We start from the raw sequence: 16,771 nt of genomic DNA, 5'->3' as shown, positions 1-16,771 counted from the left end.
AACGTCAATGGGAGCCGCTGCTTTTCGGGCGTCGACGAACGATGCTGACGATGTGCTGCATCCCCTTGCTCCCGGGTCGTGCTTAAGGCTCGATGCCCCAAACGAGCGTGCCGTTCCGGTAGAGCGTCACTTTGTTCCAGTCCGTGTACGCCGTCTTGGTCGGATCGAACGAGTAATCGTTGGCCTCGTTGAAGTTCGACCAGTCGGTTTTGGCCATCCGCAGTTGGATCTCGCCGGTCTGCCCGCCGGCCGGGATCGAACCCGCCGCCGCCGTAAAGCTCAGCTCGACATAAGTGTCCGTATTCGAGCCCGTGGCGCTGACGAACGTTCTTTGGATGCTGCTGCCGCCGATCTGTGCCCAGTCGATCCACGAATCCATCGCCTGCGTACCGTCTTTGGTGAAATAGTAGCGCAGCTTCAGATCGCTTAAATTGACTGGCGTCGTGCCGGTATTCTTGATATTGAAAAACGGCTTGATCTGGTTATCGGTTGCGTTCGTATCCGCTGCACGGTACTGCACGACCAGATTGCCCGTAGGCTGCGTCGTGCCTTGCGGCGTAACGCTCGCTTGCGCGGAGTTGGCGCTTTCTCCTGCGCTGTTCACTGCACTAACGACGTAGTAATACGTCGTGCCGTTCGTCAAACCGGCATCCGTATACGATGTCGCCGTCACACCCGTCGCGACCGTCGTGTACGGGCCGCCGCTTACACTAGCGCGCTTCACGTTGTAGCTCGCCGCTCCAGCCACTGCGCCCCAGCTCAGCGCTGCCTGCGCATTGCCAGCAGCCGCCACGAGGCCCGCAGGCGCTGTAGGTACGGTCACTCCCGCGCTCGGCGTGGCGCTAACTTGCGCGGAGTTCACGCTCTCGCCCGCGCTGTTCACTGCACTGACGACGTAGTAATACGTCGTGCCGTTCGTCAAGCCGGCGTCCGTGTACGTCGTCGCCGTTACACCCGTCGCGACCGTCGTGTACGGGCCGCCGTTTACGACAGCGCGCTTCACGTTGTAGCTCGCCGCTCCGGCCACTGCGCCCCAGCTCAGCGCTGTCTGCGCATTGCCCGCTGTCGCCACGAGGCCCGTCGGCGCAGCCGGAACTACAGGAGTGCCGCCTGCGCCCGGCTCGCTGCCGAATACTTTAACTCCCGCGCTGTACACGGGAATGTTGGCCGTTTTCGCGACTGAAGCGGTAATGCCTTGATACGAGAAGTCATTGGCCGGATTCCAAATTTTCGTATTCGCCGGGCCTGTTATCCGGAATTGAACTTCCTTCTTGTAATAAGGCTGACCGCCCGGGTAAATCTTGACGCCGGTAAAATCGGCATTCACGTAATAAATATGCTTGGCTTCATCCCAAGGCAGCAGCTGCGAGACGGAAGCACCCTGATTGTAGGCCGATGCCACGGTTGTGTCTTTGACCGAATATCCCGCTTGATACAGCTCGCTCAGATCGACAAAATACTTGAACGACAACTTGTCGCCCATCCGGGCCGGCCAACCGGAACGATTGTTCAGCAGCGCCTTGATTTCGGTAAAATTGTCACTCGACTGATTCAAACCCGCTTCCACAAACATCTCATCCTCGGTTGCCTTCTCTGCCACCGGAAAATCGGCGAGCGGCTTTTGACCACTTCCATACAGCAAGTACATCTTGGCCAGAGAGCCTGTGAAGCCTGCGTTGTAATCGGTCGCCACTTCATTCGTCACATAGTTCGTAACGTCGTCGGCATAGCCGTCGCTTGCGTCGGGTCCGCCCACAAGCGCGCCGTACAGCGTATGGCGGTGCTCCGCAGGAACGCTCAGACTGTCGGCATACGATCCATGGGCGGTCCGGTGGTGCGGATGCTTCGGAGCGTTCTGGCCGAAGCCGACTACGTAACTGCCCTGGCGCGGATTGTCGCCGAGAGCGTACTTGATTTGTTTCGTCGCGAAATCCCGGTACTTCGCTTTTTTCGCCGTATCCGTCACCCAATCCGAATAAACGAACGCGAGAAAGGCTGCGTTTGAGGCATAGCGCAAGGAACCCCATGAATCCAGCCAGGCCAAACCGCCGGGCGTATATTTGATGCGCTCCCCGCTGGCTGTGCCGGTCGTCCAGTAGTCCAGGTTTCGTTCGACGGACTCGATGTACTTCGATTCGCCGGTAATGCGGGCCAAAAGCAGTTGGGCTCCGTAATGAACGTCGTCCCAGCCTTGGGTCCATTTATATGCCCAGTAATTGGTCTGGCCTTCCTTGCCCCAATCGTTGACGGAAGCTTTGGCCTTATCCAGATAAGTCTGGTCTTTGGTCGCCAGGTACAGCCACACCGCGCCCCACGTCAACTCATCCTGATACCCGGTCCAGGACTTGTAGAACGACTGGGCGTCGGTAATGCTGTCGGAGTATTTCCCGCGATAGGTGTCGGCAAACGAATACAGCTGCTTCGCATGAGTCAAAAGAGTGGCCGAATATTGCGGGTCCTTCGTCTGGAAGAGGATGGAGGCGGCCGCCAGCGCCGCTGCCGTCTCGCCGGCCAGATCCGAACCGGGATTCTGGGCGTCAATCTTGTAAGCGGGCCTGCTCATTTGCATGACTTCCGCAGGTCCCCACCAGGCATGGTCGGTATTGCCCGCCCCCACCTGACCGTAAAGCTCATTGGGAGCGGTATGGGCTTTGATGAAATAATCCGTCGCCCATTTGATGTTATCGAGCATGGCGTCCAATTGCCCGGTTTGTTCGTAAGCGTCACGGTATTCATAGACCGACCAGGCCAGCATGGCTGCGCTGTATGCCATCGGAAGGCCGAATTTCACATGGTCGCCGGCATCGTACCAGCCGCCCGTCAGATCATGACCGACATCCGCGCCGTCGCTTAGCCCCGAGTCGCCCCGCCAACTGACGCGGTTGTTCGCGGGCAGCTTGCCGGAACGCTGAGCTTCATAGAAGAAGATCGCCTTCTGCAAGGCTTCTGCGTAATTGTAAGAGGACTCCGCCGCATAAACCGGTGCGGGCGGTTGAATACCGGCTAAGAAAACTCCGGCGATAGCTCCGGACGTCAGGATCGATAAGCTTTTATGCCACAACTTACGGGTCTTTTTCAGTTTCACAATCAACCCTCCATAAAATCAGAATTGACACATTACCGTTTATGCAGGGAAATCGAACCTAAGGTTCGATTCCCCACACGAGTGTGCCGTTCTGGTAGAGCGTCACTTTGTTCCAGTCCGCGTACGACGTTTTGGTCGGATCGAACGAGTAATCGTTGGCCTCGTTGAAGTTCGACCAGTCGGCTTTGGACATCCGCAGTTGGATCTCGCCGGTCTGTCCGCCGGCCGGAATCGAACCCGCCGCTGCCGTAAAGCTCAGCTCGACGTAAGTGTCCGTATTCGTGCCCGTGGCGCTGACGAACGTTCTTTGGATGTTGCTGCCGCCGATCTGCGCCCAGTCGATCCAAGAATCCATCGCCTGCGAGCCGTCTTTGGTGAAATAGTAGCGCAGCTTCAGATCGCTTAAATTGACTGGCGTCGTGCCGGTATTCTTGATATTGAAAAACGGCTTGATCTGGTTATCGGTTGCGTTCGTATCCGCTGCACGGTACTGCACGACCAGATTGCCCGTAGGCTGCGTCGTACCTTGCGGCGTAACGCTCACTTGCGCGGAATTCGCGCTCTCGCCCGCGCTGTTCACTGCACTCACGACGTAGTAATACGTCGTGCCGTTCGTCAAGCCGGCGTCCGTGTACGTTGTCGCCGTCAAGCCCGTCGCGACCGTCGTGTAAGGGCCGCCGCTTGTCGTCGCGCGCTTCACGTTATAGCTCGCCGCTCCCGTCGACGCGCTCCAGCTCAGCGCTGCCTGCGCATTGCCCGCTGTCGCCACGAGACCTGTCGGCGCTGCCGGTACGGTCACTCCCGTGCTCGGCGTGGCGCTCACTTGCGCGGAGTTCGCACTTTCGCCCGCGCTGTTCACTGCACTCACGACGTAGTAATACGTCGTGCCGTTCGTCAAGCCGACGTTCGTGTACGTCGTCGCCGTCACGCCTGTCGCGACCGTCGTGTACGGGCCGCCGCTTGTCGTCGCGCGCTTCACATTGTAGCTCGCCGCTCCCGCCGACGCGCTCCAGCTCAGCGCTGCCTGCGCATTACCCGCTGTCGCCACGAGGCCCGTCGGCGCTGCAGGTACGGTCACTCCCGTGCTCGGCGTGGCGCTCACTTGCGCGGAGTTCGCGCTCTCACCCACGCTGTTTACTGCACTCACGACGTAGTAGTACGTCGTGCCGTTTGTCAAGCCGACATTCGTATACGATGTCGCCGTCAAGCCCGTCGCGATCGTCGTGTACGGACCGCCGCTCGTTGTCGCGCGCTTCACGTTGTAGCTCGTCGCTCCGCTTACTGCGCTCCAGCTCAGCGCCACTTGCGCGTTGCCTGCTGTCGCCACAAGGCCCGTCGGCGCTGCAGGTACGGTCGGATTGCCGCCGCTGCCCGGAATGGCCGGATAAGCGTTCTGAAGGAGCTGCACGAACTGATCATGGAACCAGTGCCCCGATAAAGGAGCGTTCGGCAATGCGCCTGTCAGCGTACCGTTCGCATTCGTGTAGGTCGGGTCGCACATTCTGTCAAAGCCTTTGCCCTCGTTATTCGGGATCAGTGAGCTCGAACCGTCCGATTCGCCCGGCGGCTTCACCCATAGGAACGCATCAAGGTGCGATGCCGGATAGCCCGCTGGCGCTGCCTGAGGCGGCTGGCCCATGCCTGCTCCGGAAGCGTTGCACCAGTTGCCCCGGTGGAGACGCTTGTCGACCCGGCCTGAATTCACATAATCGTTAATATTGCTTCCGCTTGCTCCGGTCGGGCGATTCGGTCCGCCCCACCCGTTGCGCGAAGTATCAACCAGGAAGCCGATGCTTGCCGGCCAGCCTTTTGCCACGAAACCGGAGTACAGAGCTGCTGTAAAGTCCGCCTCGTCAAAATACGGATTCCACTCATAGTAATTAGCGGACTTGATCTGCTGCCCGCCGATATTCAGATTGGGGTCGGGCAAATTAGGCTCTTCAAGAGGCGTTGTATTCGCCGTATCCGTAATGAAACCGTCGACGCTGGCAAGTCCGGCTGCTGTACCGGATACGACCGAAGTGATGAGATCGATCGCAGGCTGGCGGTTGGAATCCCATCCGAGCCAACCGGAGTGTCCCATATCCATGTATGTGTATACATTCGGGATCGCATGCAGCTTATCGAGCGCGTACCTGGTCCCATCGCGATAGATGTTCGTGGAGTTCGCCTGGGCGCATTTTGGATCGCTCAGGTTCGTCACCAGATTCGGCAAGGAATCCGGCTCGATTACGGTAGCAATCCGGATGTCCTTATACTTAGGATTGGCGAAAATGCTTGCAATCACATCAATATATTGCGTTTTGTACGTTTGCAGCGCTTCCTGCGTTAACGGAAGCTCGCCGTTCGATGCCAGCGCATGGCAATCGCGTCCCGGCAAATCGTAGATAACGAATGTCGCCGTGATCGGCGTGTTGCCTTGTTTTTGCGCGAGTACGGTATCCAGCGTTTCCGTCAAGCTTTTACGGCCGCCGTTCGCTGCACCGCCCTGAATCGACGCAATGCTGTCAAGCCAGACGGCTGTCGGGTACGATTTGACCGTCTGCATTTTTGCGATCAGCGTGCTGTCGCTTACTTGCGCGATCGACGTATCGACCGATGCCGCATAATCGGGGTTCACGTATAACGTTGCTCCCAGAAACGGATTGTCTGCATGAGGCACTGCCGCCCCTGCGCTCGGCGTGGCGCTCACTTGCGCGGAGTTCGCGCTCTCGCCCACGCTGTTCACTGCACTAACGACGTAGTAGTACGTCGTGCCGTTTGTCAAACCGACGTTCGTATACGACGTCGCTGTCAAGCCCGTCGCGATCGTCGTGTACGGACCGCCGCTTGTTGTCGCACGCTTCACGTTGTAGCTCGTCGCTCCGATTACTGCGCTCCAGCTCAGCGCCACCTGCGCGTTGCCCGCTGTCGCCACGAGGCCTGTCGGCGCTGCAGGTACGGTCGGATTGCCGCCGCCATTGCTGCCCGGAATAGCCGGATAAGCGTTCTGAACGAGCTGCACGAACTGGTCATGGAACCAATGACCCGATAAAGGAGCGTTCGGCAACGCGCCTGTCAGTGTACCGTTCGCATTCGTGTAGGTCGGGTCGCACATTCTGTCAAGACCTTTGCCCTCGTCGTTCGGGATCAGCGTGCTCGAACCGTCCGACTCGCCCGGCGGCTTCACCCATACGAACGCATCAAGGTGCGATGCCGGGTGACCGGCTGGCGCCACCTGCGGCGCTTGGCCCATGCCTGCGCCGGAAGCGTTGCACCAGTTGCCCCGGTGGAGACGCTTGTCGATCCGGCCTGAATTCACATAATCGTTGATATTGCTTCCACTCGCTCCGGTCGGCCGGTTCGGCCCGCCCCACCCGTTGCGAGAAGTATCGACCAGGAACCCGATGCTTGCCGGCCATCCTTTTGCCACGAAACCGGAGTACAGCGCTGCCGTAAAGTCCGCCTCGTCAAAATACGGATTCCACTCATAATACTTGGCGGACCTGATCTCCTGCCCGCCGATGTTCAGATTGGGGTTGGGCAAATTCGGTTCTTCAAACGGCGTCGTATTCGCCGTATTCGTAACGAAGCCGTCAACACTGGCAAGTCCGGCCACGGTCCCAGATACGACCGAAGTGATGAAGTCGATCGCAGGCTGGCGGTTGGAATCCCAGCCGAGCCAGCCGGAGTGCCCCACATCCATGTACGTGTACACATTCGGAATCGCATGCAGCTTGTCGAGCGCGTACCTGGTCCCATCGCGGTAAATGTTCGTGGAATTTGCGTCGGCACACTTAGGATCGCTCAGGTTCGTCACCAGATTCGGCAGGGAATCCGGTTCGATGACGGTAACGATCCGGATATCTTGATATTTGGAATTGGAGAAAATACTTGCAATCGCATCGATATACTGCGTTTTGTACGTTTGCAGCCCCGCCTGCGTTAACGGAAGCTCGCCGTTGGACGCCAGCGCATGGCAATCGCGTCCCGGCAAATCGTAGATAACGAACGTCGCCGTGATCGGTGTGTTGCCTTGTTTTTGCGCTAACACGTTATCCAGCGTTTCCGTCAAACTCTTGCGGCCGCCGTTTGCTGCGCCGCCCTGAATCGCCGCAATGCGGTCAAGCCAGACGGCTGTCGGGTACGATTTGACCGTCTGCATTTTTGCGATCAGCGTGCTGTCGCTTACTTGCGCGATCGACGTATCGACCGATGCCGCATAATCGGGGTTCACGTATAACGTTGCGCCCAAAAACGGATTGTCTACGTGCGCCTCGGCCGCAGAACTGCTGTTTCCTAAAGGTATGAAGAAGCTTACTAACATTGCCATGATCAGACAAATAATCGAAACGGGTTTCGATTTATACAAAGCGGTTATCATCTGTTCATCTCCTTGATAATTAGTTAAAACAACGGGACACATTGCAGGCGTGCCCCGCTGCTCCGATCCGTTGCCTAAGGCTCAATGCCCCAAACGAGCGTGCCGTTTTGGTAGAGCGTCACCTTGTTCCAGTCCGCATACGACGTTTTGGTCGCATCGAACGAGTAATCGTTGGCCTCGTTGAGGTTCGACCAATCGGTTTTGGACATACGCAGCTGGATTTCTCCGGTCTGCCCGCCGGCCGGAATCGAACCCGCCGCTGCCGTAAAGCTCAGCTCGACGTAAGTGTCCGTATTCGTGCCCGTGGCGCTGACGAACGTTCTTTGGATGTTGCTGCCGCCGAGCTGCGCCCAGTCGATCCAGGAGTCCATCGCCGGTGAGCCGTCTTTGGTGAAATAGTAGCGCAGCTTCAGATCGCTTAAATTGACTGGCGTCGTGCCGGTATTCTTGATATTGAAAAACGGCTTGATCTGATTGTCGGTTGCGTTCGTATCCGCTGCACGGTACTGCACGACCAGATTGCCCGTAGGCTGCGTCGTACCTTGCGGCGTAACGCTCGCTTGCGCGGAATTCGGGCTCTCGCCCGCGCTGTTAACCGCACTTACGACGTAATAATAAGTCGTGCCGTTCGTCAAGCCGGTGTTCGTATACGACGTCGCCGTCAAGCCCGTTGCGACCGTCGTGTACGGGCCGCCGCTTACGCTGGCACGCTTCACGTTATAGCTCGTCGCTCCCGCCACTGCGCTCCAGCTCAGCGCTGCCTGTGCATTGCCCGCTGTCGCCACGAGGCCCGTCGGCGCTGCCGGTACGGTCGCCCCTGCGCTCGGCGTAACGCTTACTTGCGTGGAGTTCACGCTCTCGCCCACGCTGTTCACTGCACTCACGACGTAGTAATACGTCGTGCCGTTCGTCAAGCCAGCGTCCGTGTACGTCGCCGCCGTCACGCCTGTCGCGACCGTCGTGTACGGACCGCCGCTCGTTGTCGCGCGCTTCACGTTGTAGCTCGCCGCTCCAGCCGACGCGCTCCAGCTCAGCGCTGCCTGCGCATTGCCCGCCGTTGCGGTCAGGCCCGCCGGCGCTGCAGGTGCGGTCGGATTCGTCGTGCCGCTGCCAAGCAAACGATCGTATTCGGCATAGGCTGTCGCCACATCGACTTGCGACCAGAAGCGGTGATATTTGAACGTTGGGGCGCCGTTCGTCCATTTTTTCGTAGTCGGGTTCCATGACGAGTTGTACAGATTAGTCAGATAAGACCATTTCGGATCTTGCGTAATTTTCGGGCGGAGCTCCGGATAGCTGATATATACGCCGTTGCCGCCTTTTGCCGGATCGGAGGCCGTGCCGCCCGAGCCCGGAATCGTGTTGCCTTGACCGAACTTGCCGCTCCAACCGTTCGGGAAATAAATTTCTTTCGTAAAATAACGATAATAGTCTTCGCGCTTTTCATCTGTGGCGATGCCTACGCCGTCGTTATAACTCCAGGCGGCGCCTAACAGCTGCTCCGCGAGCGTTTTGGCCTGGGTGCCCAGCGCCGTCAAGCTTCCTGTCTCCGCTTTTGTGCCTGCAGCAAAGAATGAGAGCGCTTTAGCGTAGCTTCCAAGCACTCCGACGTCCTGGCTTGGGCTCGTTAAATAAACATGGTAGTTCGGGTTGCCCGTAAACGTGGAGAAGTTGTTCCATGTGTCAGGTTGACCGCTCCAACCGAGGCTGCTCGGAAGCCAGAACTCGCCCGGCGCCGAAGTTGTCGCGATCGCCGGATTGGCTCCTCCCGTAACCCGCTGCCCGGAAGCGTTCAAATAGTAGCCGTCCGCGTCGGTAACCGGCTTCTTGTCGACAAACACATAATCCATCGACCAATCGATCCATTTGGTAATGACATTTTTGGCCATTTTGAAGTTTTCGGAAGTAATATCGCCGCTGGAAGCGAGAATGTAGTACAATTCCGCAACGCGCTCAAGCGGCCAAGCCTGGAACCCGAACCATGTGTTCGAATTCGGATCGTGATAAACCGGCGCCTCCTGATAGGCCATGCCATAGAACGTGCTTACCCCTGCAGGATATGCGCTGTAGCTGCCGTTAAAGCTGTTCGTCGCGCCCCCGCCAATGCCCCCTTCCGAAGATAGCAGCCAGTTGTAAAACTCCAGCTGCCGCTTCAGCGAAGCGTTCCAGTCGGTTTGAGCTGTCGGCGACGACGGAATCAATCCGCCGTTGGCGTCGGAAAGCGCATACGCCGCGACCGGGTTTTGGTACGCCTGATGCGCATGGCTGGCGCCGATCCGCCAAGCCCAGTTGCCTCCGCTGCCAAGGCCGCCGCCCCAAGACGTGTACCAAGCCATCAGATACATGTTGGAGTTTTTGCCGCTGCCCGCTTGCGGGGAGCCGCCGCTGGCGCTGCCGATTTTTTGGAAATACTTATCATACATGCCATAGCGCAAATAGTCGCCCATCTTTTTCGCCTTGTTCAGATAGTTCGCGTTGTTATAGCCAAGCTTCTTGGCCCAATACATAACCTGAACGGCCCGGGCGTCCGCATCGGTTGCATTCGTGTAGCGCCACTGGGCGGCTGGGGCCTGATTTTCTTTCGTAAACAGAGACATGAAACCTTCGTTCGTTTTGCCGAATGTTTTATTGTCCTGGGACGGGTGGTCGATCGCCTCCCAGACGGATTCCTGCTCTCCGCGCTGGAACGTGTTCACATACGTCGACGTATGCGAAGGATTGAGCGTGTTGCCGTATCCGTACCAGTTATCCACGTCGATGAGCCAGTGCATCAGATAGGTCTGGTTGTTGCCGTAAGTCGATTTCAGCTCGCTGTCGATCGGATCTTGGCCGGCCGGATATTGGCCCGACAATTGTGAAGGATATTGGTCGGGATACGGTTTTTCCGCCGCATAAGTGGCCGGGCTGTTCGGATTGTAGTTGCTCATCGTCGGCTGCTCTTCCTTGCCGTCGCCCTCGTTTATCGGGATAATATATTTCTCCATATTGTCCCAAGCCGCTTCCAGCTTGGACCAGTCGCCAGTGTAGCGCCCGTAGAGCGTCTCCAGCCACAGCCAGTAGCTGTAAGCTTCCGATGTACTCATATGCCCGTAGTCAGGCGCCTCGCTGATGAGCGTTTCGATCGAATGATATGGGATGCCTTCAGGAGAAAAATAACCGTTAGCCGGATTTTTGATCTGATTGTACATTTGCAAAAAGCGCGTTTCATTCACGCTGGCCGCCGCCGCCGTTTGCGGGGATCCGACGAACAATTGGACGCTGGCTGACAATACAAGAGTGCTCGTCGTCAATACGCTTAGCCATTTTTTGGGCTTAACTCCAATCACCATATCACTTCTCCTTTGATTTTAGAAATTAGAGGAGCTTTAGGGCTCCGTTCCCCATACAAGCGTGCCGTTCTGATAAAGCGTGACTTTGCTCCAGTTCGTATACGCCGTCTTGGTCGCGTCAAACGAATAGTCGTCGCTCTCATTGTAATTTGTCCAATCGTTCTTGTTGATCCGCGTCATCAGATCCCCGGTGTTGCCGCCTGCGGCCACGCTGCCGGCGCCTGCGCCGAAGCTGATCTCCAGATAATAATCCGCCCCGGTCTTCGCCGTGCTCATGGGAACCAGCTGACCGTTCACATTCGCGCAGCCTACATTCGCATAATCACAGTTGAACGTTTGCGGTTTAACTCCGTCGATCGTGTACCAATAGCGGATTTTCAGGCTGCTTAGCGGAACGGCCGCCGTGCCGTTGTTCACGATGCGAAAATGCGGCTTGAACTGATTGTCGCCAGGGTTCGTATCGCCCGCTTTGTACTGAAGCGCCAGCGTGCTTGAGGTGCCGCCGCCTGCCGACGGAGAAACGCTTAGCTGGGACGAATTCGCCGATTCGCCGGCGCTGTTCGAAGCGCTTACCACATAGTAGTAAGCCGTGCCGTTCGTCAAGCCGGTGTCCGCATAACCCGGCGACGTCAAGCCGGACGCAACCGTCGTGTACGGTCCGCCGTTTACAGTCGCGCGCTTCACGCTGTAGCTTGCCGCACCTGCGGACGCGGACCAGCCCAGCGTAATTTGCCCATCGCCGGCCGTTGCGACCAGCCCGGTCGGAGCCGCCGGAACGGTCGGATTGCCTCCGCCTCCGCCGGGAAGCGCTTTCATCAGCCGATTAAGCATATCTTGCTTCGGTTGATTCCATGTGGTCCAATCGTCCAAAAGCAGACCTCCGGTATCGCCGCTATTCGGATTTACGCACCAGTAAGTCCAGTACATATCGTTCGCTTTGAGGTAATCGACAAGCGCGTTTTGCCACTTGCCCTCGACCGAAGCCGTATCTACACTGCGGCCCCCGAACTCTCCGGCGAGAATCGGCGCGATGTTATTTTTGTGGATGTAGCCCCAGTAGGCGTCCCAAATGGCCGGCATGTTGCTTGGAAACGAAGCGTCGGAGAACCACGGTTGGTTCGATACGCCCGGACCGTAATCGTGCGGAGAATAGACGACTCGGTTCGCGACGTTCAGCCGCACCGGATTATCCTGCACCCCTTTCAGATTGCCGCCCCACCAGTAGCTGCCGCTTTGTCCCTGGACGTTCGCATCTACGCCCTCGACAATGATCAGCCAATTCGGGTTCACGCCGAGAATCGCATTGCCGGCGCGCTCCGCCGCCAATCGCCAATCGCGCGACTGATCCCCGCAGCCCCAGCAAATGTTGCCGTGCGGCTCGTTGTGCAGATCGGCACCGATGACGGTATCGTTGCCCAAATAGCGCTGCGCAAGCATTTTCCAATCGTCGATCCAGGTCGCTTCGGAAACCGTGGACGTATACCACTGTTCCGATTGGCCGGCTGCCGTTGGCCGATGGCGGTCCAGGAACACTTTCATGCCGCGCGAGCCCGCTTTTTCAATCAATTTGTCAAGAATCTGAATCGGCGTCAGTCCCTGGAGATCGGGATTTTGCACGTAGTCGATGCTGTTTGGCATTTTCCCGGGCAGAAACATTTCGTTCGTATACGGAATTCTCAGCAAATTGTAACCTTTTGTTTTCATTTGATCGAGCATGCTGTCCATCGAACGGGTCCACAAACCGTGCGGCGAAAAGTTCGACGTCTCAAATCCGAACCAATTGATGCCGTTAAAGGTGGCTGGAGTACCGCCTGAGTCCACGATCCGGTTGCCGCTGGTATGATAATAATTCGGGCTGCTTGCGGAAGCGCCGATTCCCGATACCAGAGTGCTTGCAGCTAGAAGCAGACCGAGTGTGAACTTCGCTGCTCTTCCATTCATCTTTTCCCAACCTTTCCAAATTAAAATAAACTCGAGGAAATTCCGCTGGTCTTACATATGCACCGCCTCCTTTCCGTTCGAACCGCCCCGACTATCACCTCCTCTCATATTTCCGATATGGTTCCGAAGCAGCATAAATGCCTCATCGTGAGCCCATTATAAGTAAATGTTGACAAAAAGCTCTATCACTTTGGTTACCCGATTAACACTTTAATGACAATTATAATGCTAAATTGGTATATTTATCAATAATTTTATTAAAAATTACCAAAAACTTTGACAAAAACCGACAGCTTGTCCGATAAAAAAAATCACCCTGCGGGTGACAAACGATTACATCCGCCGGAAATGGATGACCGGCATAGACACGCTGAAGACGAAGCATTATTGCATTTGTGCAAGCTTTTTCCCATGAACATGGGTTCAGATTCATTTTTTTCGAAAATCCCTGCCGCAATCTACCTAGCTGCACAAAGAAAACCTGCAAAAATACATGAATTTGCGTCCTTGATCATTGGCCACGAACAATTCCTGCAAATGTGCAGGCTTTTCACCAAATACATGGACACAGACTCACTTTCAGCAAAAATTCCTGCACTTTCGCAGGTTTTCACCCCAGACCAGCCTGCCAAGCCGCCGCATGACCACCCGCCGTGCAGCACTGCAACCCGCGCCGGGAGAGGCGCTTGCAAAAACGTCCTGGTGGCGTTAAAAAATTGCGCGATACCTTTTTCATGACGCCTGACCGCGGTGTTCATCGAAAAAAAGACGCCGGAAGCCGGCGCCCTTCATTCCCTATTTATTATACCATTTTCAAAATGGCCTCTCGCCCCGTCATACCGACCCGGATTCCCAAATCTTCCGCCGTATGCGTCACCGATTCGAGAGGCGCATCCAGAAGCTCCTGGATCGTACGGACTCCCGTTGCCCTGGCCGCCACAATGTTTCTTTCCCTCAACCGTTCATTTAACAGCGCCACGTCCAAAGCGCCGCACATAATGTATCCTTTATCCGTCGTAACGACCAGCAGCGTCGTTTTAGGCAGCTTGACTTCGATGGCGATTACCGTATGTCCGTCCAGAAGAATTGGTTCTACCCGCATCATGCTCAGCACAGCTCCTCTTCGCAGTCTTACGGGTAGTATATGCGGGCATTGCTAGTTCGGTGTAGTAACGGATTTCGTACTTTTTTTCAACCGGCGCTAAGCGGAAAAAATCGCCACACATACGAATAATAAAGCGGCCAGGGCGGGAAGTCCCTGAACGAGCAAAATCGACCTTTTGGCGGTCAATCCCCCGAAAACGGCCGCGCAAAGCACGCAGATGAGAAAAAATAATTGGATTTGCCGGCCCACCGCCGCATCCGGATATAACAAACCCCAGATCAATCCGGCGGCCAAAAAGCCGTTATAAAGCCCTTGATTCGCAGCCAGCGATTTGGAGGCTTCGGCCGCTTCTTTGGTCGTTCCGAAAGCTTTCAGCCCCCTCGGTTTTGTCCACATAAACATCTCCAGATAAAGGATGTATATGTGCTCGATTGCCACGAGGGCCACTAAAATGACGCTGATCATCGCTATTAGCTCCTTTTCCCAAAATCACATGAAAATGCAACTATTTTTGGACACAATATCGTGATATAGTTAGGTTATTACTTTACTAGGCTATCAATTCGGTTATCATTATCAAGCAAGGAGACCTTATGAATCAGGGAAAAGTGAGCACGAACCGCCACGGGCACTTATTCACCGTAGAAATTTTGATCGAAGAAACGACCAACGGTCTGGCCTTGGAAAAGCTTCTTCATCTGTTGAATACGGACCAAGTACGGGATTATAAGATCCTGAAAGGAATCGATCTCGGCCAACTGATCGAGGTTAACGCGAGAGGGCACTCAAGTCCGGAACCGTCCGCCCTGCTGAAGGAGGCGACTGCGAGCACGTCCAGCCAACGGGCAAATGAGAAAGTGATCGAGCAGCTTGAACAGTTCAAAAATAACAACACGCTTGTCCGGCTGACTGTCATTAAGGCGAAAGGAATCAAGTTGAATCTGCCTTGCCGCATCCTCAACTATGACAGCGGCTCGCAAAATGTAACCGTCTATCATGTCGACGAGAAAAAGGTTTATTCCTTTAAACTTAACGAAATCGACGACTACATGGCTACTGTCTGATACTGCGAACGAGGGCGCCCCACCCGGGGCACCCTCTTATTTATTTTAAGCGCCCGTCTCGGCCGCTTGCGAGCCGCCCTGCAGCATGCCCTCCATCTGGTGCGCGCTGATCGGCGGGCTGAACCAGTAGCCCTGCACTTCGTTGCAGCGGTTTTGGTGCAAAAAGCGGAGCTGATCCTCGGTTTCGACGCCCTCCGCAATCACCTTCAAATTCAAATGATGCGTCATGGCGATGATCGTCGCGACAATCGCGGCATCATTCGGGTCCGTCATAATGTCCCGCACGAAGGAACGGTCGATCTTCAGCTTATCGATCGGAAACTTTTTCAAAAAATAAAGCGAGCTGTAGCCGGTGCCGAAATCGTCAATGCTGACATTGACGCCCAGTTGCTTGAGCTCAAGCAGCGACTGGGTCGCATGGTCCACATCCATCGTCATACTTTCGGTAATTTCCAGCTCCAGGTACTGCGGATCCAGTCCGGTCTGTTCCAGAACATGGCCGATTTTGCCCTTCAGGTTATGTTGGAAAAACTGTCGCATCGACAAGTTGACGGAGATCGGAATCGGCGGAAAGCCTTGATTTTGCCAGGCTTTGTTTTGCTTGCAGGCGGCGCGCAGCACCCATTCTCCGATCGTGACGATCAGCCCGGTTTCTTCCGCAAACGGGATGAATTGATTCGGCGGGATCATTCCCCGATCCGGATGATTCCAGCGGATCAGCGCCTCCGCACCGACGATGCGCCCGGTTTCGATGTCCACCTGCGGCTGGTAAAACAGCATGAACTCGTCGTTCGCTATCGCTTTGCGGATGTCGTTCTCCAGCTTGATCCGGTTGATGGAAATGGACTTCATATCGGTATTGAACACTTGAAAATCGTTGCGCCCCTTCTCCTTCGCCCGGGCCAGGGCAATATCGGCGTACTTCATCAGCATCTCCGCATCCTCGGATTCATCGGAGGAAATCGCGATCCCGATGCTGGCTGTAACGTGCACTTCGTACTGCTCCAGCACAAACGGCTTCTCCAGCACCCGGTTAATCCCGGCGACAAGCGCAATCGCATCATTGGAATCAGCCGCATTGGTGTAAAAGAAGGCAAACTCGTCGCCCTCGGTCCGTGCAAGAAAATCGTTCTCCGTGACGCATCTCGTGAACCTTTCGGCGAGCTGCAGCAGCAGCATATTGCCGTAATCATGCCCAAAGCTGTCATTGACCAGCTTGAAGCGGTCGATATCCAGATAAAAGACGGCAACCTTTTGTCCGAGCGATCGGGCCAAAGCTAAAGTTTCGTTCAAATGATCCTTGAACATTCTGCGGTTCGGCAATCCGGTCATATCGTCATAATAGGCCATGTAACGGATCTTCTCATCACCGCGCTTGCGCTCCGATATGTCCTGGCAGATCAGGACGCTGCCGTGACCGCCAGTCCCCGCTTCTGCCGGCGCAGCGGTAACGTGCAAATTGATTCGGAACCCGGTCTTGTGAATCACCGCCGTTTCAAACGCTACCGCCTTCCCCGCCCTGGCCTGCTCCACGCAAGACAGCGTGGCGGTTGCATGCTCTTCGGCGACCAGCGCCGTAAACGGCCGGCCGAGCAGCTCCTCGGCCGTGAAGCCGAGCATTTTTTCCGCCTCCCGATTCACTCGTACAAACCGGCCTTGCCGGTCGAAAATGCCGATCGCGTTCGGGTTATAATCAAACAATGAATCCGGCAAGGAAGATGCCGCGCGCTCTGTCTGAAGGGCTTTGTTCGAACCGTTTCTGCCCAGCGCGACGAGCAGCAATAGTGAGGCTAGTATGCAAATCCATGCTGTATAGGGCTTTATGTATAGGCTTGCGATTACGACGAGAACGATATACCCGCCTATATAAACCCGCTTACTCAC

General features: G+C 56.0%; 9 protein-coding genes. 2 read left to right on the top strand and 7 right to left on the bottom strand.

What is annotated here, in order from left to right:
• Window positions 1-82: 82 nt before the first annotated feature.
• The 4 genes from AC6RNO_RS32970 to AC6RNO_RS32955 all read right to left on the bottom strand — a co-directional run bounded on the left by AC6RNO_RS32970 (window position 83) and on the right by AC6RNO_RS32955 (window position 12,718).
• On the bottom strand, window positions 83-3,022 hold the full coding sequence (locus AC6RNO_RS32970; protein ID WP_497108022.1) for a glycoside hydrolase family 9 protein: 2,940 nt from the start codon (window positions 3,020-3,022) through the stop codon (window positions 83-85).
• Window positions 3,023-3,143: 121 nt separating this feature from the next.
• A complete protein-coding gene (locus tag AC6RNO_RS32965; RefSeq protein WP_497108021.1) occupies window positions 3,144-7,397 on the bottom strand; it encodes a glycoside hydrolase family 6 protein in 4,254 nt (1,417 codons plus the stop codon).
• A gap of 125 nt (window positions 7,398-7,522) precedes the next feature.
• A complete protein-coding gene (locus AC6RNO_RS32960) occupies window positions 7,523-10,777 on the bottom strand; it encodes a glycoside hydrolase family 48 protein (RefSeq protein ID WP_497108013.1) in 3,255 nt (1,084 codons plus the stop codon).
• A 36-nt stretch (window positions 10,778-10,813) separates the two neighbouring features.
• A complete protein-coding gene (locus AC6RNO_RS32955) occupies window positions 10,814-12,718 on the bottom strand; it encodes a cellulase family glycosylhydrolase (protein ID WP_497108012.1) in 1,905 nt (634 codons plus the stop codon).
• 276 nt (window positions 12,719-12,994) lie between these two features.
• Between AC6RNO_RS32955 and AC6RNO_RS32950 the strand changes: the two genes are divergently transcribed.
• The gene (locus AC6RNO_RS32950; RefSeq protein ID WP_497108011.1) at window positions 12,995-13,456 is read left to right on the top strand and encodes a hypothetical protein; all 462 of its coding nucleotides are present in this window, start codon (window positions 12,995-12,997) and stop codon (window positions 13,454-13,456) included.
• Between the two features lie 64 nt (window positions 13,457-13,520).
• Here AC6RNO_RS32950 and AC6RNO_RS32945 read toward each other — a convergent pair whose 3' ends face one another.
• Together AC6RNO_RS32945 and AC6RNO_RS32940 are read right to left on the bottom strand one after the other, a co-directional pair.
• On the bottom strand, window positions 13,521-13,823 hold the full coding sequence (locus tag AC6RNO_RS32945; protein ID WP_474679795.1) for a YunC family protein: 303 nt from the start codon (window positions 13,821-13,823) through the stop codon (window positions 13,521-13,523).
• A 96-nt stretch (window positions 13,824-13,919) separates the two neighbouring features.
• The gene (locus tag AC6RNO_RS32940; RefSeq protein WP_474679859.1) at window positions 13,920-14,294 is read right to left on the bottom strand and encodes a DUF1304 domain-containing protein; all 375 of its coding nucleotides are present in this window, start codon (window positions 14,292-14,294) and stop codon (window positions 13,920-13,922) included.
• A gap of 122 nt (window positions 14,295-14,416) precedes the next feature.
• On the opposite strand from AC6RNO_RS32940, the gene AC6RNO_RS32935 reads away from it, so the two are divergent.
• Entirely contained in the window at window positions 14,417-14,887 is a 471-nt protein-coding gene (locus AC6RNO_RS32935) for a hypothetical protein (RefSeq protein WP_474679796.1), read from the top strand.
• A gap of 45 nt (window positions 14,888-14,932) precedes the next feature.
• Here AC6RNO_RS32935 and AC6RNO_RS32930 read toward each other — a convergent pair whose 3' ends face one another.
• The gene (locus AC6RNO_RS32930) at window positions 14,933-16,771 is read right to left on the bottom strand and encodes an EAL domain-containing protein (protein ID WP_497108010.1); all 1,839 of its coding nucleotides are present in this window, start codon (window positions 16,769-16,771) and stop codon (window positions 14,933-14,935) included.

It is taken from the genome of Paenibacillus sp. sgz302190 (assembly GCF_059820445.1).
This window is presented reverse-complemented; position numbering and strand designations above follow the sequence as displayed.